The sequence below is a fragment of the Stenotrophomonas sp. YJH_SMC_58 genome, from assembly GCF_059369635.1.
In genome coordinates, this window is record NZ_JCAFSW010000007.1 from 125104 (window position 1) to 145423 (window position 20320).

The following is a 20320-nucleotide window of genomic DNA, read 5'->3' on the forward strand; positions in this document are numbered from 1 at the left end:
TGGCGTTTCTACAACTTTCTTCATTGCGCCCCGTCCACGCGCCGCTAGCGTAAGAGGCAGCGGTACCGCTGCGCGGCCGTTCATTCCGCCCGCCAGAAGAGGATGCCCATCGTGAACGCCGCTGGCCTGCGTGCCGCCACCGCGGTCGTGGCCGGCCTGCTGTTGCCTGCCCTGGCCGCCGCTGCGGATTGCAGGACGCCGCTGCGCATTGCCTGGCCCGCCGACCGCGCGCCGTTGTCCTCCAGCGAGCAGGGCCAGCCGCGCGGGCTCAGCGCGCAGTACCTGAAGCTGCTGGGCGCGCAGCGACCACTGCAGATGCAGCCATTGCCAACCGCCGCCATCGCGGAGGGAACGGTGCCGCCCGACGTCCAGGCACTGCTGGGCTGGTCGCGCTCGCAGTTGCCGACGGGGTGGGTGGCCAGTGCGCCCTACGTGCAGCTGCCACAGGTCATCGTGCGGCGCCGGGATGCATCGCCGGTGCTGGGTCTGGAGGCGTTGCGCGGAGGCACCGTGGCCAGTCCCGACCCGCTGTCGCTGGTCGGGGCGCTGACCGAACAGGCATCTGGCGTGCAGCTGTTGCCCCCCGCCCCCATCGACGACGCCCTGTCACTGCTGGGCACGGGCCTGGTCGATGCCGTGGTCGCCAATCTTGGAGAGGTCGAGGCCGCGTTGCGCCACTATCGGGGCGAGCCGCTGGTAATCGCTGCGCCGGCCGGAATCGACGACGCGCCGGTGCTGGCCACCGTGCCCGCCTGCGCCGACGTCATCCCGGTGTTCGAGCGGGCCGTGTCGCAGCTGACCGCGAACGAACGCGAGGCGATCCGCACGGCCTGGCTGCCGAACCAGCCGCGACACCCGCCCCCTGCGTCCCCCCTGCGCTGGCTGGTGCCGGCCTCGCTGACCCTGCTGGCGCTCATGCTGGTGTACGCCTTCGGCTATTGGCGCGTGCATCGCGAGAGCGAGCGTCGCCGCGTGGCTGCGCAACGCCTGCAGGAGGTGACCTCGAACCTGCCAGCGGTGGTCTATCAGGCGCGTCGCTCTGCCACCGGCCACTACAGCTTTTCCCAGATCGCAGGCGACGTGCAGGCGTTGTTCGGAATCAGCGTGGAAACCGCCCTGATCGATCATCAGCGCCTGCTGGCAGCGGTTCATCCCGATGATCGCTCGCGGCTGATGGACACCGTCGACGCCGCTGCCCTGGCGCGGGGCCCGATCGATGTCACCTTCCGCACGCGCTCGCCACTAGGCTGGCGCTGGGTCCACTCGCATGGACGGCCGCTGTCCCTGGACAGCGGCGACGTCGAGTGGAGTGGCTACTGGATCGACGTAAGCGGAGTGCAGGCGCGCACCCATGCGCTGGCCGAGGCGCGCCGTGCGGCCGAGCAGGCAGCGCTGGCCAAGGCCCACTTCCTGGCAACCATGAGCCACGAGATCCGTACGCCGATGAGCACCCTGCTGGGCATGCTCGAGCGGTTGGAGGACAGCGATCTGGATCATCGCCAGCAACAGGTCCTGGTGACCGTGGGTGATGCTGCCCAGATGCTGCGGCAGATCCTGGACGACGTGCTGCACAGCCAACGGCTGCAGGCACTGCCGCTGCAGCTGCGACCCACGAGCTTGGCGGCACTGGTGCGCGCGGTGCAGCAGTTGCTGATGCCGGTGGCGGCCAGCCGGGGCCTGCATCTGCGGATCCAACTTGATCCGGAATTGCAGGCCGGATCGCTGGCCGACGGCCTGCGCCTGCGCCAGATCCTGTTCAACCTTGCCGGCAACGCGCTCAAGTTCACCGAGCATGGCGGCGTGGATCTGCAGGTGCAGGTGCTGCAGCAGCACGATCGCGGCCAACGTCTTCGCCTGCAGGTCAGTGACAGCGGGGTGGGCATCAGCCCGGAACGGCAACAGGCGGTGTTCGCTGCCTATACCCAGGCCGAGGCATCGACAACGCGCCGTTTCGGCGGCAGCGGCCTGGGCCTGGCGATCTGCCGTGAACTGGCTGCATCGATGGAAGCAGAACTGTGCCTGCGCAGCGCGCCAGGCAAGGGCACCACCGTGTGGCTGGAACTGGATCTGGACGCCTGTGAGTTGCCTGCCGAGGCATTGCCGCTTCCGGCAGAGGCGGCGCGGCCACTGTCGTCGGCCCGGGTGCTGGTAGCTGAAGATCACCCCACCAACCTGCACCTGCTGGAGCAGCGCCTGCATGATCTGGGTCTGCAGGTGCACGCCTGCACCGATGGTCGCCAGGCCTTCGAGGCCTGGCAGGCGCGGGCGTTCGACCTGGTCATCACCGACTGCCACATGCCGCACATGGATGGCTTTGCCTTGGCACGGGCCATCCGCGCCGACGCCTGCGCGGTTCGCGCGCAGGTCCCGATCATCGCGCTCACGGCCAGCGCGCTGGATCGCACCCGCGAGGCCTGCCGCGAAGCGGGCATCGATCATTTCCTGGCCAAGCCGGTGGCGGCGCAGGAACTGCGGGGCTTGCTGGCCGTGCTGCTGGCGCCGGAATCAGTGCGCCAGTAGGCGGATGATGCTGGCGGCGGCGTCGCGGCCTTCGGCCACGGCGGTCACCACCAGGTCGGCGCCACGCACTGCGTCACCGCCGGCGAACAGGCGCGGGTGCGCGGTCTGGAATGGCAGGCGGTCCTTGCCGCCAGCCACGATGCGGCCGTTGGACCGGCCTTCCACGCCGTGCTCGGCCAGCCACGCCGGCACGGTTGGCGAGAAGCCGAAGGCGATGATCACCACATCGGCCTCCAGCAGCGATTCGCTGCCGTCGATCGGCACCGCATTCTGGCGGCCATTGGCATCGGGCTCACCCAGCCGGGTTTCGACCACGGTCACGCCGATCACCTCATCGTCGGCGCCGGCTTCGATCGACAGCGGCTGGCGGTTGAACAGGAAGCGCACGCCTTCCTCGCGCGCATTGGCCACTTCGCGCGCGCTGCCGGGCATGTTGGCTTCGTCGCGGCGGTAGGCACAGGTGACCTTGGCCGCGCCCAGCCGCACCGCGCTGCGCACGCAGTCCATGCCGGTATCACCGCCGCCCAGCACCACCACGCGCTTGCCGTTGAGGTCGGGCAGGGCAATGGTGTCTTCCCAGCCGGCAATCGGCCGGCCCTTCGGATCATCGCCGCCGACGATGCGGCTGTTCTGCACCAGGAACGGCAGTGCCGGCAGCACGCCCTTCAGGTCCTGGCCGTCGAGGCCACCGTCGGTATAGCGGTAGGCACCGGTACCGACGAACACCGCATCGTGGCTGTCCAGCAGCTGCTGCACGCTGAGGTCACGGCCGATCTCCACACCGAGGCGGAACTGCACGCCCATGCCCTCGAGCACTTCGCGGCGGCGGTGGATCACATCCTTGTCCAGCTTGAAGCTGGGAATGCCGAACTGCAGCAGGCCGCCGATCTGCTCGTAGCGGTCGTAGACCACGGCGGCAATGCCGGCGCGCGCCAGACGGTCGGCACAGGCCAGCCCGGCCGGGCCGGCGCCGATCACCGCCACGCTGTGGCCGGTCGGCTGCACCGCGCCCAGGTCCGGGCGCCAGCCCGTGGCCAGCGCGGTATCAACGATGTACTTCTCGACCGCGCCGATGGTGACTGCGCCGAATTCCTCCAGTGTGCAGCTGCCTTCGCACAGCCGGTCCTGCGGGCAGACCCGGCCGCACACTTCCGGCAGCGGGTTGGTGCTGTGGCACAGCGTGGCCGCTTCGTGGATGCGGTTTTCCTGCACCAGCTGCAGCCACTGTGGAATGGCGTTGTGCACCGGGCACTTCCAGCTGCAGTAGGGGTTGCCGCAGTCCAGGCAGCGACCAGCCTGGTACTGGGCATCTTCCTTACCGAACTTGCCGTACAACTCACCCCAGTCGCCGGACGTGCGCAGTTCCACCGGAATGCGCTGCGGCATGGTGCGGGGCAGGTCGAGGAACTGGAAGGCGTGCTTGCGGCTCATGGCGGGCTCTGTGGTGTTTTGCGGTTGCCGGCCAGCGGCCGGCACTACGTGGTCCTGGGTTGCCGGCCAGCGGCCGGCACTACCGTTACGCGGCGCGTCGCAGGGTTTCGGTCAGCGACTCGATGCTGGCGGCCTTCGGTTTGACCAGCCAGAACTTGCCGATGTAATCGCGGAACTCGTCCAGGATCTGCTGCGCCCAGATGCTGCCGGTCAGCTCGCGGTGGCGGCCGATCAGGCGGTGCAGGTGCTGGCGGTAGTTCTCGAAGCCCTCGGCGGAGACGCGATGGATGTCGATCAGCTCGTGGTTGTAGCGGTCGACGAAATCGCGGTCGACGTCCAGCACGTAGGCCAGGCCACCGGTGAAGCCGGCACCGAAGTTCAGGCCGACCTTGCCCAGTACCAGCACCACGCCATCGGTCATGTACTCGCAGCAGTGGTCACCGGCACCTTCCACCACCGCCAGCGCGCCGGAATTGCGTACCGCGAAACGCTCGCCGGCGCGGCCAGCGGCGAACAGCTCGCCGCCGGTGGCGCCGTACAGGCAGGTGTTGCCGATGATCGCGGTGCTGCGCGCTTCGAAGCGCGCGCCACGCGGCGGGCGCACCACCAGACGGCCGCCGGCCATGCCCTTGCCGACGTAGTCGTTGGCTTCGCCTTCCACTTCCAGATGTAGGCCGCCCACGTTGAACGCGCCGAAGCTCTGCCCGGCGCTGCCACGGAAGCGCAGTTCCAGCGGCGCCTCGGCCATGCCCTGGTTGCCGTGCGCGCGCGCCACCGCACCGGCCAGTCGGGTGCCGATGCTGCGGTCGGTGTTGTGGATCAGGAAGCGATGCTCGCCGCCGCGCTTGTGCTCGATGGCCGGCGCCAGCAGGCCATCCATCTGCGTGGCCAGGCTGTCCGGCGATTCGTACAGGCGCTGGGCGGCGCAGTGGCTGCCCTCGTAACGGGCATCGGCCAGCAGGCGCGACAGGTCCACGCGCACGCCGTCACGCGGCGCAGCCTCGATCTGCCGCAACAGGTCGGTACGGCCGACGATCTCTTCCAGCGAACGTGCACCCAGGTACGCCAGCCAGCCGCGCACTTCCTCGGCCAGCAGGCGGAAGAAGTTCTCCACGCGTTCGGGCTGGCCGGTGAAGTGGTTCTCGCGCAGGCGCTCGTCCTGGGTGGCCACGCCGGTGGCGCAGTTGTTGAGGTGGCAGATGCGCAGGTACTTGCAGCCCAGCACGATCATCGGCGCGGTGCCGAAGCCGAAGCTGTCCGCGCCCAGCAGCGCGGCCTTGACCACGTCCAGGCCGGTCTTCAGGCCACCATCGGTCTGCAGCAGGGTGCGCCCGCGCAGGTCGTTGGCCAGCAGCGCCTGGTGCGCTTCGGCCACGCCCAGTTCCCACGGCACGCCGGCGTAGCGGATCGAGCTGACCGGCGAAGCACCGGTCCCGCCGTCGTGGCCAGAGATGGTGATCAGGTCGGCACCGGCCTTGACCACGCCGGCGGCGATCGTACCCACGCCGGCATGGCTGACCAGCTTCACCGACACCAGCGCGGTCGGGTTGACCTGCTTGAGGTCGTAGATCAGCTGCGCCAGGTCTTCGATCGAATAGATGTCGTGGTGTGGCGGCGGCGAGATCAGGCCGATCCCGGGCCGGGCATAGCGCAGGCGCGCGATCAGTTCGTTCACCTTGTGGCCCGGCAGCTGGCCGCCCTCGCCGGGCTTGGCGCCCTGCGCGACCTTGATCTGCAGCACTTCGGCGTTGACCAGGTATTCGGCGGTGACGCCGAAGCGGCCGGAGGCCACCTGCTTGATCTTGCTGCGCTTTGCGGTGCCATAGCGGGCGGGATCCTCACCGCCTTCGCCGGAATTGCTGCGGCCGCCGAGGCGGTTCATGGCAATGGCCAATGCTTCATGTGCTTCCGGCGACAGTGCGCCCAGGCTGATCGCCGCGGTATCGAAGCGCGGGAACAGGGTACTGGCCGGAGCCACCTCGTCCAGCGGTGCCGGCGTGGCCGCCGGCACCAGTTCCAGCAGGTCGCGCAGCGCCGACGGCGGCCGTGCGTGCACGGCATCGCAGTACTGCTGCCAGGCACGCGGGTCACCGCTGCGCGCCGCGCGCTGCAGGGTGGTGACCACGTCCGGGTTGTACATGTGGTACTCGCCGCCGTGCACGTACTTCAGCAGGCCGCCCACGTCCACGTCCTGCTGCGCGTCCCAGGCCTGCACGCACAGCTCGCGTGCGTCGGCATCCAGGCGCGCGAAGCCAGCACCACCGATGCGCGAGGCGGTATCCGGGAAGCACAGGTCCACCACTTCCGGTTCCAGGCCGATGATCTCGAACAGCTGCGCGCCGCGGTAGCTGGCCACGGTACAGATGCCCATCTTCGAGATGATCTTCGACAGGCCCTTGTAGACACCCTTGCGGTAGCGGCGGCCGATCTGCGACTGCTCACCGCCCTTGCTCAGCTTGAGGATGCCGCGGCGGCCCAGGTCGAACAGGGTCTGGTAGGCCAGGTACGGGTATACCGCGGTGGCACCGAAGCCGAGCAGGCAGGCCATGTGGTGCGGGTCGCGCGCGGTGCCGGTCTCGACGATGAGATTCACGTCGCAGCGCAGGCCCAGCCGCGACAGGTGGTGATGGATGGCACTGGTGGCCAGCAGCGCATGCACCATCGGCCGACCGGCCACCGGGTAGCGGTCGGACAGCAGCAGCATCACCATGCCATCGCGCGCGGCCTGTTCGGCCTCGGCACAGATGCGCTCGATGCCGGCGCGCAGGCCCTCGTCCTCGCTGTAGGACAGGTCGAGTAGGCGGTTGGCCTGCACGTACTGCTCCATCTTCAGCAGCTGGCGCAGCTTGCGCTGGCTCAGCACCGGCGAGTTGAGGATGACGTGGTTCACCGTCTCCGGGCCGGCATGGAAGATGTTGGTCTCCTTGCCGAGCTGGGTGGACAGGGACATCGCGCAGTCTTCGCGCAGCGGATCGATCGGCGGGTTGGTGACCTGCGCGAAGGCCTGGCGGAAATAGTCGTACAGCGGGCGGCTGCGCTGGCTCAGCACGGCTATCGGCGTGTCGTCGCCCATCGAGCCGGTGGCTTCCTGCTCGGTCTCGGCCAGCGGCCGCAGCACCTGCTCCACTTCCTCGCTGCTGAGCTGGTAGAGCTTGTGGTAGCTGCGCAGGGTGGCTTCGTCGAAGGGTTCCTCCACCAGCGAGGGATCGATCAGCTCGGTCTGCAGGTAGGTGACGCCCTGCTGCAGCCACTGCTTGTACGGCGCACGGCCACGGTTGATGCGGTCCACCGCGTCGGAGTCGAGCAGGTCGCCGCGCTTGAGGTCGATGGCGACCATCTCGCCGGGGCCGAGCTTGCCCTTGCGCACCACGCGCTCGGTTGGCACTTCCCAGACGCCGGCCTCGGAGGCGACCAGGAAGTGGCGGTCGGCGGTCAGCATCCAGCGCGCCGGGCGCAGGCCGTTGCGGTCCAGCGTACACACCGCATAGCGGCTGTCGCAGGCGACGATGCCGGCCGGGCCATCCCACGGCTCGCTGTTCAGGCCGTGGAACTCGTAGAACGCGGCCAGGTCCGGGTCCTTGAACTCCAGCGACTGGGTGGCCGGCGGCACCAGGATGCGCAGCGCCTGGATCAGCTCCATGCCACCGGCGACCATCAGCTCCAGCATGTTGTCCAGGCTCTGCGAGTCCGAGCCGTGCATGGAGATCACCGGGTCGAATTCGGCGATGTCAAAGCGCGGCGTCTTCCACACCTTGCTGCGCGCCTGCGCCCAGCGGCGATTGCCTTCGATGGTGTTGATCTCGCCGTTGTGGGCGAGCATGCGGAACGGGTGGGCGAGCGGCCAGCGCGGCAGCGTGTTGGTCGAGAAGCGCTGGTGGAACACGATCGCGCTGGAGGCCAGCTCGCGGCGCTGCAGGTCCGGGAAGAAGCGGCTGAGCTTGTCCGGCAGCACCATGCCCTTGTAGCTGATCGCATCCGGGGTGAGGGTGGCGACGTAGAAGTCGGCGTGTTCGCGCAGTTGCTGTTCGCTGCGGCGACGGGCCAGGAACAGCGCCAGTGCGAAGCCGGCATCATCCTGGCCAACCCCGGCATCGACGAACACCTGCTCGATGCGCGGCAGCGTGTCGCGCGCCAGTTGGCCGCAGACGCTGTCGTCGGTCGGTACCTCGCGCCAGCCGGCGACCTTGCAGCCCACCGCTTCCACCTGCGCCTGCAGCTGCGCGCGGCAGGCCTGCGCCGCGTCGGCGTCGTGCGGCAGGAACACCAGGCCGGCGGCGAAGCGCGCGGCGACGGCAATGCCGGCCTCACTCGCCAGCAGTTTCAGGAACGCATCGGGGCGGCGCAGCAGCAGGCCGCAGCCATCACCGGTCAGGCCATCGGCGGCGACACCGCCACGGTGGGTCATGCGCGAAAGCGCGGCGATGGCGGTATCAACCAACAGGCGCGATGGTTGATCGTCGAGCTGGGCGACCATGCCAAAGCCACAGGCATCGCGCTCGGAGCGCGGGTCGTAAAGCCCTTGGCGGTTGCGGGGGGCCATCTCTACCTCGATGCGTATAGGGTTGGCGGCGACACTCGTCCCCGCTCATTCCCTGGAGCGCATCGTGAGGCCACCGGATGCCTCGACTAGATCACAGGTTGCTGCAACGCCGCAATACACGGTTGCAGGTGCAACGGAACGCGCCGGCAACCCAGTGCCGGCGCGGGGCGGGACTCAGCCGCAACGCACGCCGCTGACGGCGCCCTTGTCGTCCACTTCGATGTTCAGGCGGTCGCCGAGGAACTCCATCGTGGCCACATCATTGGGCTTGAGCACGCGCACCTGGCTGGCACCTGCATCTTCCTGTGCCTGCTTGCCGAGGGCATCGGTGTAGGCCTGGCCGACCAGGCTCTGTACCTGGCTGGCATCGCAGGTGCCGACCGGCGGAGCCTCGGTAGCCTTGCCGGCGTCGTCGGCCGGCGCCTTGGCTGCTTCGGCGGCCTGCTGGGCGTGGGCGGTGGCCGAATCCTGTTCATCCAGCGCCGGTGCCTGGCAGGCGGTGAGGGCCAGCACGGCCGGCAGCAACAGGGCGGAGAGCGAACGGGCGCGAATCGGGAACGACATCATGACTCCGGAAGGGGTTGTGAAGACCCGAGCATAGCGGCGAACCGGCCCTCACGTGTTTGTCTTGTGTTATCGACAGGATCGCGGCATGGCGACGGCGACACTGGAGACATGCCAACTCCCTCCACCCCCGAACGACAGGCAGCGCGCGCGGCCGGCCTGCGCTATGTCGACGACACCCAGCCGGGCATCAGCCGGCGCCGCGCCGGCAAGGGCTTCAGCTACCGCGATGCTGATGGCCACGCGATACGCGACGCCACCACCCTGCAACGCATCCGCGCACTGGCGATCCCACCGGCCTACACCGCGGTGTGGATCTGCGCCCATGCCAACGGCCACCTGCAGGCCACCGGTCGTGATGCGCGCGGTCGCAAGCAGTACCGTTACCACCCCGATTGGGCCCGGGAGCGCGATGCCGGCAAGTTCGACCGCATCATCGCCTTTGGCGAGGCGTTGCCTACGCTGCGGCGGCGGCTGTCGCGGGATCTCAAGCGCCCCGGTTTCCCGAAGGAGAAGGTGCTGGCCATGGTGGTCGCACTGTTGGCGGACACGCTGGTGCGGGTCGGCAATGAGACCTATGCGCAGCAGAACCGTTCGTTCGGACTGACCACACTGCGAAACCGGCATCTGGAGCTGCTGCGCGGTGGCCGCGTGCGCATGCGCTTCCGTGGCAAGTCCGGGCAGCTGCAGGAGGTCACCGTGGGCGACCGCAGGCTGGGGCTGCTGGTGCGGCGCCTGCAGCAGCTGCCGGGGCAGGCCCTGTTCCAGTACCGCGATGACGACGGTGCGCTGCAGCCGGTCGACTCCGGCGCGGTGAACGACTACCTGCGCGAGGTGATGGGCGAGGACTTCACTGCCAAGGATTTCCGCACCTGGGGCGGGACGGTTGCGGCGGTGCAGGCGTTCGCCGCCACCGAACTGCCGGAACCGGCCAGCCAGCGCGCACTGTCGCAGGCGCAGCGCGCGGTGGTGTGCGAAGTGGCGTCGCTGTTGGGCAATACCCCGGCGGTATGCCGCAAGGCCTATATCGACCCCTGCGTGTTCGCCGGCTGGGAGCGCGGCGAACTGGCCACGCTGGCCGGCCTGCGTGGGCCGCGCCAGTGGGAACAGGCGACCCTGCGCGTGCTGCGCAGGGCGCGCCGGCTCAGCCGCAGTAGATCGCGGTGATGTTGTTGGTACGGCCCTTTTCGATGGTCAGGCGGTCGCCGCCTTCGCTGGCCGGCGGCACCCGCGGGCCGTCGTGGCGCAGCACCCGTACGTGCAGGCTGTCGCTGTCCACCCGTGCGCGTGCGACGGTGGCGTCCGACGCGGCCAGGCCAAGTGCGCCGCGCACCCTGTCGCTGTGGCACTGGCCGGAAATCACACCGTCGATCGGCTGTACCTGGGCCACCGGTGTGCTGCTGCAGGCGGCGAGGGCAAAGCAGACGGCGGCGGTGGCGATGGCGTGTTTCATGAAGGCGTTCCTTGTGTGATTGCGTGCAGGGTGCGACGGCGCACGTGGTGGCGGAATGAATGCCGTGCACATCATGGACACGGCGCACTCACTGCCGCCAACAGCAGGGGTGGAGACACTGCAGGAGCGGCGGATGCCGCCCCCGGTACTGCGGCGCATGCGCCCGGTAGTGCCGGCCGCTGGCCGGCAATCCCATTCCCCCCCCCGAGGAGACCTGCATGGCCACCACCAGGAAAACCCCCGCCCGCCGCAAAGCCTCACCCAAGGTGCGCAAAGGCAGCACTGCAACCAGGACCATCGCCGACCCCGATCGCCCGCGCGTGGTGAAGACTGCAACCCGCAAGGCAGCCGCCAGCGATCCCCGCGCCGCCCGCGTTGCGGCACGGCAGCGGCGCCTGCAGGACCAGGAGAAGGCCAGGGACGCCCGTGCGGCCAAGAAGGCAACCAAGAAGGCAACAAAGAAGACCGCGACCCAGGCCGGAGCACGACGCCAGCCGGAGGCGATGCCGGCGCAGCAGCTGGCCAAGCCCGGGCACGAACACGAACTGGAGCTGGCGCCGCGTTTCCTTGCACCCGACTACACCGGCAGCGGCAAACTGCAGGGCATGCGTGCGATCGTCACCGGTGGCGATTCCGGCATCGGCCGCGCGGTGGCGGTGCTGTTCGCACGCGAAGGTGCCGACGTGGCCGTGCTGCACCTGGACGAGGCCGAGGACGCGGACATCACCCGCCAGCACGTGGAGCGCGAAGGCGGTCGCTGCGTGGTGATCGCCGGTGACGTGCGCGATCCGCGCTTCTGCGACGAAGCGGTGAAGCAGGTGGCCAAGGCCTTCGGCGGCATCGATATCCTGGTCAACAACGCCGCGTTCCAGCTGCACTGCGAGCGGCTGGAAGACCTGGAAGACGCGCACCTGCAGGAGACCCTGCAGACCAACATCGGCGGGTACGTCCAGATGGCGCGCGCGGTGCTGCCGCATCTGGGCGAGGGCGCCAGCATCATCAACACCGGTTCGGAAACGGGAATCTTCGGCAGCAAGGCGCTGATCGATTACTCGGCGACCAAGGGCGCGATCCACGCGTTCACCAAATCGCTGGCCAGCCAGCTGCTGCCGCGCGGCATCCGGGTCAACTGCGTGGCGCCGGGGCCGGTATGGACGCCGCTCAACCCGGCCGACAAGCCGGCGCAGGACGTGGCGGAATTTGGCAAGGACAGCGACATGGGCCGGCCTGCACAGCCCGAGGAACTGTCGCCGGCCTACGTGTTCCTGGCCTCGCCGGCCTGTGCCAGTTACATCAGCGGGGTGATCCTGCCGGTGATGGGCGGGCCACGAGGGTGAACAGCACTACGGCGTGGCGTCTGCTGAACGGGGCTTCGCGCAGGCGTGTGGCGTGTGTCAACGGCTGCGCCGGTGCGGTGGGGTAGGCTGGACTCCCATACCGATCACGTTCAGGGAAAGATCATGCCGGAGATGGATATCAGCGCAGCGGCCGATGAAGTCGTCGCCCTGTTGCGGCAGAACGATGCCCGTGGCGCGGCCGCCCGCCTGGAGGCCCTGCACAACGGCCAGCGTGCGGTGGTGCAGGAATCGCTGGATCGCTACATCGCGGCGCGGGGCGCCACCGAGCTTGAGGCGCTGCGACAGAGCGGTGGCGTATCCGCCACCGACGCGGCCATGGTCAACCCGATGCTGGATCGCCTGAGCGACGCGACGCGCCCACCGCGCATGCCCGACGCCGCGGAGACTGCGGGCCTGAGCCAGGCCCAGCAGTACGACGTGTATGGCAGCATCGTGGCCCAGCGCGGCAACGCCGCCGCGAACGATGCGATGGCCACGCAGGATCGCGTGGTGCTGGGGCTGCGCGACGAGAACCGCACCACCGAGGCGCGAGGACGTGGTGTCTACGACGACCGCATCGTGGTGCTGTGGAAGGATGCGCAGGGCCACGGCCATGTGCGCGAGTTCAACCAGGCCACGACAGAACCGACCGCCCAGTACGACGGACACGCCAAGACCACGCCACGCAGCCCTGGCTTCGGCAACGTGGCGCCGCGTACCAAGACCGAGGGCGAGGACGTCAACGGCGACCGGGTCAAGGATCTTGGACGGTTGGGCGAAGGCACCACCGAGATGCGCGCGACCACGCATCCGCGCAACGGCCATCCCGATGAGTTCGCGTTGCGCCCTTCGCAGGCGGCCATCACCGCCCGCGCTGGACGGGTGGAGCGCGACAGCAATGGTGATGGCTGGTTCGATGCGCGCGATACCCAGGGCGTGCAGGACCTCAACGACACCTTCAAGATCCATCGTGGCAGCCGGTCCAATACCGATTCGGCGGGCTGCCAGACCATCGGCGGCGGTGAGTACGACGACTTCGTGGCGACGGTACGCGGCACCCCCGGGCAGAACCGTTGGCAGTATGTGCTGACCTCGGTTGCGCCGGGCCAGGCGCGCGGGCTGGGACAGGACACACCGCTCGCGGCCAATGACGATCCCCGGCAGCCGCAGCATCGCGACCACGCCCTGCAGCAGCAGATCAGCACGCACCTGCAGGCCTTGGGCGGGCGCTACGCCGAGCACGCCGATGACTACAGCCTGGTGATGCTGCGCGAAGCGAAGGCCGCAGGCATCACCCGGGTCGACCAGATCGTGGCCAGCAATCCCAGTGGCGGCCGCGCTGCGGGTGAGACACTGTTCCTGGTGCAGGGCACTCCGGGCGACCCGGCGGCCGTGCGCGCAGGCGTCAACGCAGCCGAGGTGCGCGAGACTGCGGTGGAAACCAGCCTGCGCCAGCTGCAGCAGCAAGCGCGCGAACAGGGTGCACCCGTGCCCGCGCCGGCACAGCAGCACGAAACACCCGCGATGGGAGTACGTTGAAGGATGATCCGTCTACCCTTGATGTCCGGTTTGCCGTGGGTGTTGCTGCTGGCGTGCAGCGCATGTGCACCCGCCGGGGAGCACACCGTGCCGGTCGCACGCGCAGCGAAGCCTGAGGCGAAACCGGAGACCTTGCCTGCGCAGGCACGACCCACTGAACGCGGATTGCCTGCATTGCCGGAAGCTTCCGGCAGCGCCCATCCCGGCGGCCGCTACGCTGTGCTGCCCGAACCGGCCAGGCGGGTGCTGGCGCAGTTGAAGTGCAACGTGGAGAGTGCCGGCAATGCGCAGGTGCTTTCCATTCCCGCGCAGGGTGGCCAGCAGGATTTCATGGTCACCGATCGCAGCGGTCCGCGTTTCCGCTACTGGATGCGCTCGTTCTCCAGCAGTGGCGGTACCACCGGGTATCTCGTGCAGCTGCAGGACTGCCCAGCAACCACCACGGGCATGCGCGCCTACATCGCACAGGGAGCCGCACCGCTGCAGGATGTCACCGCGTCGTTGCTGGCGCAGGCCGAGCTGCCTGATGCGGTGACGATGACGGCTTACCAGGACAGGGGCGCGGGCGATCTGTTCGCCTTCATCGCGCAGCTGGACAAGGTACCGGTGGTGCGCTGGGTGGCCGAAGCCGACCCTGAGCAGCCATTAGCCGACGATGCGCGCAGCTTCGACCATGGCAATGCCATCCACGGCGGTTTCCTGCGCTGGAACCAGGATCACTTCGAAGTGGCCAGGACCGTGCCGGCCGGGCTATGGCCCTGCGATGACAGCCCGTTATTGCCGTGCAGGGGCGACCCGTTCGTGACTGGGCGTTGAGGCATCGCGCGCATAGAAATCGGCAATGCGTGGAATGAACTGCTGCGGATTGGCACCGACAAGATTGGTCAGCACCACCACCGCCACGCCGCGCTCGGGATAGACCACGAACGCCGAGCGCGCACCGCCGATACCGGCCACCTGAAGGTCGGGCGATGCGCGCAGTACCGGCCAGCCCCCCGCCCACGGGCCGGCACGGCCATCCGCCAGGCGCTCTGCGCTCCACATCCGCCGCAGGGCGGTCTCCGGCAGCAGGCGGCCTTCGATCAGCGCGACCAGCCAGCGCGCGGTGTCGTCGGCGGTGGTGAGGATGCCGCCACCGGCCCACAGCGAAGGCGGTATGTCGTAGAACCAGTGCGACAGGCGGGACGGTGCATCCGCAGCGTCGGTGGCACGCGGGGCCAGGCTGTACATCGTCGCCGCATCGGGAATCAGGTCGTAGCTGTCGCCGAAGGTGGTGCGGGCCATGCGCGCGCTGCTGAACTGGCCGGTGGCGAGGAAACGTTCGTAGGGCATGCCGGATTGCTTCGCGATGATTCGTGCCAGCAGTACGTAGTTGGTCTGGTTGTAGGCGAAGCGCTGCCCGGGTTCGGCTTCGAGCGGCTGCGCAGTGACGGCCGCCCACGCCTGCGCTTCTGAGCCACCGCCCAGCAGTCCCTTCGCATCAAGGATGTCGGGAAGGCCGGAGGTATGCGCCAGCAGCTGGTGTACGCGTACGTCTCTCCACGCTGGCGGAAGGCCATCCAGGTAGCGCGAGGCCGGTGCGTCCAGATCCAGCTGCCCCTGCTGGGCCAGTTGCGCGGCCGCCACGCCGGTGAACGCCTTGGTGGCCGAATTGAGCGGGAAGCGGGTGTCGCGCGAGGCAAGCACACCGTTCTCCACGTTGGCCAGCCCGTAGGCCTCGGACAACACCGTCTGCCCGTCCTTGACCACCGCGATCTGCAATCCCGGGATGCGCTGCTCCAGCATGATCTGGCGGATCAGGCGGCGGGTCTGGTCGTTGGCCTGGTCCTGGCTGGCAGAGACGGCGGCGAAGGGCAGTGCACTGATGAGCATGAGCAGGACTCGGAGCATTGGGCGGGACATGCGGAATTCCAGCGGGGCGTTGCGGATCGGATGCAGCGGGCGGATCAAAGGTTTAAGCGCTCGGTGGTGCCTACCGTTCGTCGGCCCATGACTTCCGGGGGGTTGACTACAGTTGTCGTCAAGCTGACAGTGACGACACGTGTAGTCAAGGGAGTGGTGTCATGCGTGGCAAGACCATCGGGGACCAGGAACTGGCCCTGCTGCAGTACATCGATGAACATGCGCCGGCCAGCGTCGGCGAGGTCGCCAGTGGCTACGGCGAGGCCCGCGGCCTGGCCCGTTCCACCGTGCTGACGATGATGGAGCGGCTGCGGGCGAAGGGGTATCTTCAGCGCCGGCAGCAGGACGGCGTCTACCGCTACCAGGCCACCCGTGGCCCGCAGAGCGTGCTGCAGGGTGCCGTGGCCCAGTTCGTCGACAACACCCTGCAGGGCTCGGTGTCGCCGTTCGTGGCCTACCTGTCGCAGCGCCAGCAGGTCAGCGACAACGAACTGGCCGAGCTGGAAGCGCTGGTCGCCCAACTCCAATCGCGTCGCCACGAGGGCTGAGCCATGGACACCACGATGCTGATTCCGATGCTGGAACGGTTGGGCTGGACCAGCCTGCAGACCGTGCTGCTGGTGGCGCTGGTGTACGGCCTGTGCCGCGCGCTGCCGTCGCTGTCGGCGGCGACCCGCTGCCGCCTGTGGTGGCTGGTCTCGCTGCAGGCCGTGCTCGGCCTGTTCTGGAGCCAGCCGTTGCAGTTGGCCTGGCTGCCGGCGCCGCAGGCGGTGGCGATGACCGCGACCGACGTGGCCGCTGACATCGTCTACCCGCTGGCCCCGGAGGCCTCTGCGCAGTTGCTGGCCGCGATGCCGCTGCCCACGGCCGATGTACCGGCAGTTGCATGGTGGGCGGTCGCACTGGCCGCGCTGTGGCTGTCCGGCGTGCTGGTGATGGCGCTGCGCACCTTCGGTGAGTGGCGCCGCTGCCGCGCACTGCTGGCTGCGGCGTATCCCTGCGAGGACGAGGCGCTGGTGCAGGCCCTGCAGCTGGCCTCCGACGCGCACGGCGTGCGCCCTGCGCCGCGGCTGTGGATGAGCGCGCAGGTGGACTCGCCGCAGCTGGTCGGGCCGTTCCGCCCGGTGCTGCTGCTGCCGGCCGGCGACAACGCCCTGCAGGGTGACGCGCTGGACCTGGCACTGACCCACGAACTGCAGCACCTGCAGCGCCGTGACCTGCAATGGGGCCTGCTGCCCGCGCTGGCCCAGCACCTGTTCTTCTTCCACCCGCTGCTGCGCCTGTCGGTGCGCGAATACGCCCAGGCCCGCGAGGAAGCAGTGGATGCGGCCGTGGTCGGCCAGCATGGCGCCAGCCGCCAGGCCTATGGCCGCCTGTTGCTGCAGCTGGGCGTGGCAGCGCAGCCGCATCTGGGCGTGGCCAGTGCCGCACCGAGCACCACCAGCCTCAAGCGTCGCCTGCTTTCGCTGCAGTCGCACCGGTCCTGCCCGCGTCTGCTGGCGATGGCGTTGACCGCCGTCGTGGTGGTGGTGGGCGTGGCGCCGATGCGGCTGGTCGCAGCGCCGGTGCCGCCGGCACCGCCTGCGCCTCCGGCCGCACCGAAGGTTGCTGTGCCGCGGCCGCCGAAGGCCCCGGAAGCGCCGCCCGCACCAGCCTCGGCCGCGCGCGTTCCGGCCGAGCCGGTGGCTCCCGCACCGCCCGCAGAACCGGCCGATATGGAAGAACCCTCCGGTCCTGACGATGCCGATGTGGCCGATGTCGACGATGCCGCTGGCATGGATGAGGACCATGACGGCACGACCACCACCTCCTCCATCACGACCTACGGTCGCCTCGATCTGGGCAAGTCGCCCCGGGAGGCCTTCGTGCTGGTCGATGGTGATTCGACCTTCGCCAACGGCGGCATGGACGACGTGATGGTGGCCCGCCGGCAGCTCGGCAAGGGCCCGGCGCTGTGGTTCCGCCAGGGCGACAAGCGCTATGTGGTGCGCGACCCGATGTTGATCCAGTCGCTGCAGCGCGCCTATGCCGGTGCGGCGGACCTTGGTCGCCAGCAGAGCGAACTGGGCCGCCAGCAGAGTGCGCTGGGCCGCCAGCAGGGCGACCTGGGCAAGCAGATGGGTGAGATGGGGCGTCTGCAGGGTGAAGAGGCGCGCCGCCTGGCACTGGCCGCAGCGGAGGCCGCGCGCAGTGCGATGGCCGCGCATGACATCAACCGCGAAGCGGCGGCCGAAGCGGCGAAGGCGGCGCGGGGCGCGACCAACGACGCGGCGGTTGCACGTGAGGCCGCACGTGAGGCTGCCGCCGAGGCGCGTCGTGCGATGCAGGAAGTGGACAACGAAACCGCGCGTGCCAGCCGCACCCGCGCCATGCAGCGCCTGGCCAGCCAGCAGTCTGAACTGGCCAGCCGCCAGGCGGCGCTGGGCAGCCAACAGGCCGCGTTGGGCGAGCGCCAGGCACGCGTGCATGCGCAGGCATCGCAGCAGGCGCAGCAGGTGATCGCGCGCGCACTGGCCAGTGGCAAGGCCGACCGACTCTGATCGGTAGTGCCGGCCGCTGGCCGGCAATGGGGGGTGCCGGCAAGCGGCCGGCACTACCCTGGGGCAATCAGTGCTGCAGCCAGCGTATCGGGAACGCGTCCGCCATCGCTGCATAGCCGGCATCACTGGGATGCAGATGATCCCCGCTGTCATAGCTGGGACGCAGATGGGTCGGGCGCTGTGGATCGCGCATGATGCGATCGAAGTCGATGACACCATCGACGCCCTGTGCTGCCCTGATCCAATCGTTCACGGCTTGCCGCTTGGTTTCTCCGGCGGCGTCGAAGTAGCCTGATCCTCCATAGGGCAGCAACGTTCCAAGCATCACCCTGATCCCACGTTGCCGGGCTCGCTGCACCGACGTGCGCAGGGCGTCGATCAACTGCGCTGCAGACACCGCCTGCGGCGGATGCAGCTGGCCGATGCCGATATCGTTGATGCCCAGCAGCAGCACGGCATGGCTGGCACCGGACACCGCCAGCACATCGTGCCCGAAGCGCGACACGCCTGCTGGCCCGACTCCATCATGCAGCCAGCGATTGCCGGCAATGCCGCCATTGACTACGCTGACCTTGCGCAGGCCTGCACTGCGGACACGGTCATCAAGCAGGTTGGGCCAGCGGAAATTGCGATCCACTGTAGAGCCGGCACCATCGGTGATCGAGTCACCGAAGGCGACCATGACCACCGGCTTGCCGCCAGCTGCTGGTACCGCCGATGGCTGGTTTCCGGCAACGTCAATGGCGTCCAGCCAATAATAGGCCCGCATGGGGTCGGCGAAGCGCAGCAGGGCCGCGCCGACCTGGTTGCCGGGCGCGCGGTAGTTGGTCTGCAGGCCGACCGAATGCGTGGTGACCACCGGCGTCGGTGCCATGACGTACAGGCTGACGGACAGTTCCGTCTGGTCAGCCACATGCAGGTTGATCCGATCACTCCAGCGCTCTTCGCCGGGGGCGAGCGTCAAGCGTGCTGCACCACTGAAACGCAATGAGCGCTGCTTGTGGAGGACGATACCATCGGCGCCCATGCTTGGCGCAATACGGAGGTCCTCCAATGTGACCGGGGCCTTGCCGAACCGATTGGAGAAGCGAACGCGCAGTGTTTCTCCGCCGCGCGAAAGACGTACGGTCATGCGTACGGTCTGGTCGGCCAGGGTGACGGGTGGGGGCGGGGGAACGATGTTGTCCGGAAAGGTAACGCCGTAGTCCTGCTGGGCGGCGAACCAGGTGGCGGACCATGGGGGCCGGCCCTCTTGTGCCGCCAGCGGGGGGGCGGCCACGCACAGCAGAGTGGCGAACAGACAGCCCAACCACCGTCGATACGGTTTCCCGTTGCGGAACCTCGGCATACAGCACTCCTTGCAGTGTGGCTGGAAGCTTATCCCGCTGGCGCGGGTGGATACCCGGTGCCAGCGGGATCGGTAAGGAACATCAACCGCAGCTGGCGCGCTCGATGCGGTTCTGCGCATTCACCTGCACGGTCACGCGGTCCTGGCGGAAGTCCATGGTCACCGCCATGCCGGGTTTGACTACCCGTGCACCGCGCGCGCCGCTGTCAGCCACCAGCTTCTTGATCGTGGCTTCGTCGGCGGTTTTGCCGGTGAACGCTTCCAGCGCCTCGGGGCGGCATTCGTGCGGGCCATCGGAGACTTTGGCCGGCAGGCTGCCGGTATCGGCGGTGCCGTTGGCACCGGCATGGCTGCAGGCCGCGAGCGGCAGGATGCTGGCCAGCAGCAACAGGGTGGTAGGGCGCATGGGCACGGCTCCGGTGAAGGGACAGGGGGCAGTGTCGCCGCTGCGCGTGTCAGTGGTGTCAACGCGGCCTGAATCCGTGCCTGGCAAGCGCCACAGTGTGTGAAGTCGTCGAAGAGCAGCGGATTGATGCCTGTGCGGGCAGCGGTTAGTGTCTTGCACCCAGTCAACTCAAGGCGCATGTCCGATGGTTGAGCGCGTTCAACGCCTGATCAATGCGGTTTCGTCCATTCCTGGCGTGCGCACCGCTTCGGTGACCAAGCAGGATTTGTCGGAGCTGGCTGTAGACGAATTGTCGCTATTGCCCTACGCGGATCTACCGCTGGCCGTATTGCGGCGTAGCGAAGGTACTCTGTCGCATGAGGTGCTGATTGGGATCGAGTTTGAACTGGACGGCGGCCCGGCAGGCTTGCTGGCGCTGGAGTTTCTGTCGTGGTGGGTGCGTGACGCTGCGCGCAGTGGAGCACTGATGCAGTTGCGCAGCCTGGCGTTGCCCCCCCTGGAGCAGCAGTTTGGCCAGACCCTGAAGTTCACCGTCGACTGGTTCCATGCTGACCCACAGCAGGACCTGGAACGGCTGCTGGTCGCCGTAGACGAACGGGCCGCAAACCTGGAAGCGACCTTGGATCACTTCGCCATTGCCGAGCGCATCAAGGCCGCCGCTGTCGATTCGTCCAGCAGCGACGTGCCCGCGCCCAGTGGGTTTGCTGGACGACTGCGGAAGTTCTTGACTGAGTGAATCG

Annotated in this window: 15 protein-coding genes; 8 read left to right on the forward strand and 7 right to left on the reverse strand. The window is 68.5% G+C overall.

Annotated elements, in window-relative coordinates:
* The first annotated feature begins 111 nt into the window (after positions 1-111).
* Positions 112-2520, forward strand: coding sequence for a response regulator (locus tag AC5P68_RS11295; protein WP_111173321.1), 2409 nt, complete (start codon positions 112-114; stop codon positions 2518-2520).
* On the opposite strand, the gene AC5P68_RS11300 is transcribed toward AC5P68_RS11295, so the two are convergent.
* The 3 genes from AC5P68_RS11300 to AC5P68_RS11310 all read right to left on the reverse strand — a co-directional run bounded on the left by AC5P68_RS11300 (position 2506) and on the right by AC5P68_RS11310 (position 9055).
* Positions 2506-3951 carry an FAD-dependent oxidoreductase gene (locus AC5P68_RS11300; RefSeq protein ID WP_099530027.1) on the reverse strand — a complete coding sequence of 482 codons (1446 nt, stop codon included), beginning with the start codon at positions 3949-3951 and terminating at the stop codon, positions 2506-2508. The two genes, AC5P68_RS11295 and AC5P68_RS11300, sit on opposite strands and share 15 nt — an antisense overlap.
* Positions 3952-4036: 85 nt before the next feature.
* Positions 4037-8491 (reverse strand): glutamate synthase large subunit, encoded by a 4455-nt coding sequence (gene gltB, locus AC5P68_RS11305; RefSeq protein ID WP_111173318.1) that lies wholly within the window; start codon positions 8489-8491, stop codon positions 4037-4039.
* 174 nt (positions 8492-8665) lie between these two features.
* A complete protein-coding gene (locus AC5P68_RS11310) occupies positions 8666-9055 on the reverse strand; it encodes an I78 family peptidase inhibitor (RefSeq protein WP_005407509.1) in 390 nt (129 codons plus the stop codon).
* Positions 9056-9166: 111 nt separating this feature from the next.
* On the opposite strand from AC5P68_RS11310, the gene AC5P68_RS11315 reads away from it, so the two are divergent.
* On the forward strand, positions 9167-10222 hold the full coding sequence (locus tag AC5P68_RS11315) for a DNA topoisomerase IB (protein ID WP_049402876.1): 1056 nt from the start codon (positions 9167-9169) through the stop codon (positions 10220-10222).
* Here the strand turns inward: AC5P68_RS11315 and AC5P68_RS11320 are convergent.
* Positions 10200-10508 carry a putative periplasmic lipoprotein gene (locus tag AC5P68_RS11320; RefSeq protein WP_005407511.1) on the reverse strand — a complete coding sequence of 103 codons (309 nt, stop codon included), beginning with the start codon at positions 10506-10508 and terminating at the stop codon, positions 10200-10202. The two genes, AC5P68_RS11315 and AC5P68_RS11320, sit on opposite strands and share 23 nt — an antisense overlap.
* 218 nt (positions 10509-10726) lie before the next feature.
* On the opposite strand from AC5P68_RS11320, the gene AC5P68_RS11325 reads away from it, so the two are divergent.
* The 3 genes from AC5P68_RS11325 to AC5P68_RS11335 all read left to right on the forward strand — a co-directional run bounded on the left by AC5P68_RS11325 (position 10727) and on the right by AC5P68_RS11335 (position 14200).
* A complete protein-coding gene (locus AC5P68_RS11325) occupies positions 10727-11845 on the forward strand; it encodes an SDR family oxidoreductase (protein ID WP_049402875.1) in 1119 nt (372 codons plus the stop codon).
* 123 nt (positions 11846-11968) lie between these two features.
* Positions 11969-13384, forward strand: coding sequence for an XVIPCD domain-containing protein (locus AC5P68_RS11330; RefSeq protein ID WP_049402874.1), 1416 nt, complete (start codon positions 11969-11971; stop codon positions 13382-13384).
* 174 nt (positions 13385-13558) lie between these two features.
* Positions 13559-14200 (forward strand): hypothetical protein, encoded by a 642-nt coding sequence (locus AC5P68_RS11335; RefSeq protein ID WP_231522469.1) that lies wholly within the window; start codon positions 13559-13561, stop codon positions 14198-14200.
* Here the strand turns inward: AC5P68_RS11335 and AC5P68_RS11340 are convergent.
* The gene (locus tag AC5P68_RS11340) at positions 14159-15256 is read right to left on the reverse strand and encodes a serine hydrolase domain-containing protein (RefSeq protein WP_033834629.1); all 1098 of its coding nucleotides are present in this window, start codon (positions 15254-15256) and stop codon (positions 14159-14161) included. The genes AC5P68_RS11335 and AC5P68_RS11340 overlap by 42 nt on opposite strands.
* A 191-nt stretch (positions 15257-15447) precedes the next feature.
* Between AC5P68_RS11340 and AC5P68_RS11345 the strand changes: the two genes are divergently transcribed.
* Together AC5P68_RS11345 and AC5P68_RS11350 are read left to right on the forward strand one after the other, a co-directional pair.
* Positions 15448-15834 carry a BlaI/MecI/CopY family transcriptional regulator gene (locus AC5P68_RS11345; protein ID WP_019661969.1) on the forward strand — a complete coding sequence of 129 codons (387 nt, stop codon included), beginning with the start codon at positions 15448-15450 and terminating at the stop codon, positions 15832-15834.
* Between the two features lie 3 nt (positions 15835-15837).
* On the forward strand, positions 15838-17826 hold the full coding sequence (locus tag AC5P68_RS11350) for a M56 family metallopeptidase (protein ID WP_111173317.1): 1989 nt from the start codon (positions 15838-15840) through the stop codon (positions 17824-17826).
* Between the two features lie 67 nt (positions 17827-17893).
* On the opposite strand, the gene AC5P68_RS11355 is transcribed toward AC5P68_RS11350, so the two are convergent.
* Together AC5P68_RS11355 and AC5P68_RS11360 are read right to left on the reverse strand one after the other, a co-directional pair.
* On the reverse strand, positions 17894-19174 hold the full coding sequence (locus tag AC5P68_RS11355; RefSeq protein ID WP_181454334.1) for an SGNH/GDSL hydrolase family protein: 1281 nt from the start codon (positions 19172-19174) through the stop codon (positions 17894-17896).
* A gap of 82 nt (positions 19175-19256) precedes the next feature.
* Positions 19257-19580: an I78 family peptidase inhibitor gene (locus AC5P68_RS11360; RefSeq protein ID WP_049402871.1), complete on the reverse strand. Its 324-nt coding sequence runs from the start codon at positions 19578-19580 to the stop codon at positions 19257-19259.
* A 184-nt stretch (positions 19581-19764) separates the two neighbouring features.
* Between AC5P68_RS11360 and AC5P68_RS11365 the strand changes: the two genes are divergently transcribed.
* On the forward strand, positions 19765-20316 hold the full coding sequence (locus AC5P68_RS11365) for a hypothetical protein (RefSeq protein WP_065428036.1): 552 nt from the start codon (positions 19765-19767) through the stop codon (positions 20314-20316).
* Positions 20317-20320 lie beyond the last annotated feature (4 nt).

Coding starts and splice junctions, on each gene's coding strand:
- gltB (WP_111173318.1), bottom strand. CDS start 8,491: ATGGCCCCCCGCAACCGCCAAGGGCTTTACGACCCGCGCTCCGAGCGC.
- AC5P68_RS11345 (WP_019661969.1), top strand. CDS start 15,448: ATGCGTGGCAAGACCATCGGGGACCAGGAACTGGCCCTGCTGCAGTAC.
- AC5P68_RS11310 (WP_005407509.1), bottom strand. CDS start 9,055: ATGTCGTTCCCGATTCGCGCCCGTTCGCTCTCCGCCCTGTTGCTGCCG.
- AC5P68_RS11300 (WP_099530027.1), bottom strand. CDS start 3,951: ATGAGCCGCAAGCACGCCTTCCAGTTCCTCGACCTGCCCCGCACCATG.
- AC5P68_RS11330 (WP_049402874.1), top strand. CDS start 11,969: ATGCCGGAGATGGATATCAGCGCAGCGGCCGATGAAGTCGTCGCCCTG.
- AC5P68_RS11320 (WP_005407511.1), bottom strand. CDS start 10,508: ATGAAACACGCCATCGCCACCGCCGCCGTCTGCTTTGCCCTCGCCGCC.
- AC5P68_RS11315 (WP_049402876.1), top strand. CDS start 9,167: ATGCCAACTCCCTCCACCCCCGAACGACAGGCAGCGCGCGCGGCCGGC.
- AC5P68_RS11360 (WP_049402871.1), bottom strand. CDS start 19,580: ATGCGCCCTACCACCCTGTTGCTGCTGGCCAGCATCCTGCCGCTCGCG.
- AC5P68_RS11365 (WP_065428036.1), top strand. CDS start 19,765: ATGGTTGAGCGCGTTCAACGCCTGATCAATGCGGTTTCGTCCATTCCT.
- AC5P68_RS11340 (WP_033834629.1), bottom strand. CDS start 15,256: ATGCTCATCAGTGCACTGCCCTTCGCCGCCGTCTCTGCCAGCCAGGAC.
- AC5P68_RS11355 (WP_181454334.1), bottom strand. CDS start 19,174: ATGCCGAGGTTCCGCAACGGGAAACCGTATCGACGGTGGTTGGGCTGT.
- AC5P68_RS11350 (WP_111173317.1), top strand. CDS start 15,838: ATGGACACCACGATGCTGATTCCGATGCTGGAACGGTTGGGCTGGACC.
- AC5P68_RS11325 (WP_049402875.1), top strand. CDS start 10,727: ATGGCCACCACCAGGAAAACCCCCGCCCGCCGCAAAGCCTCACCCAAG.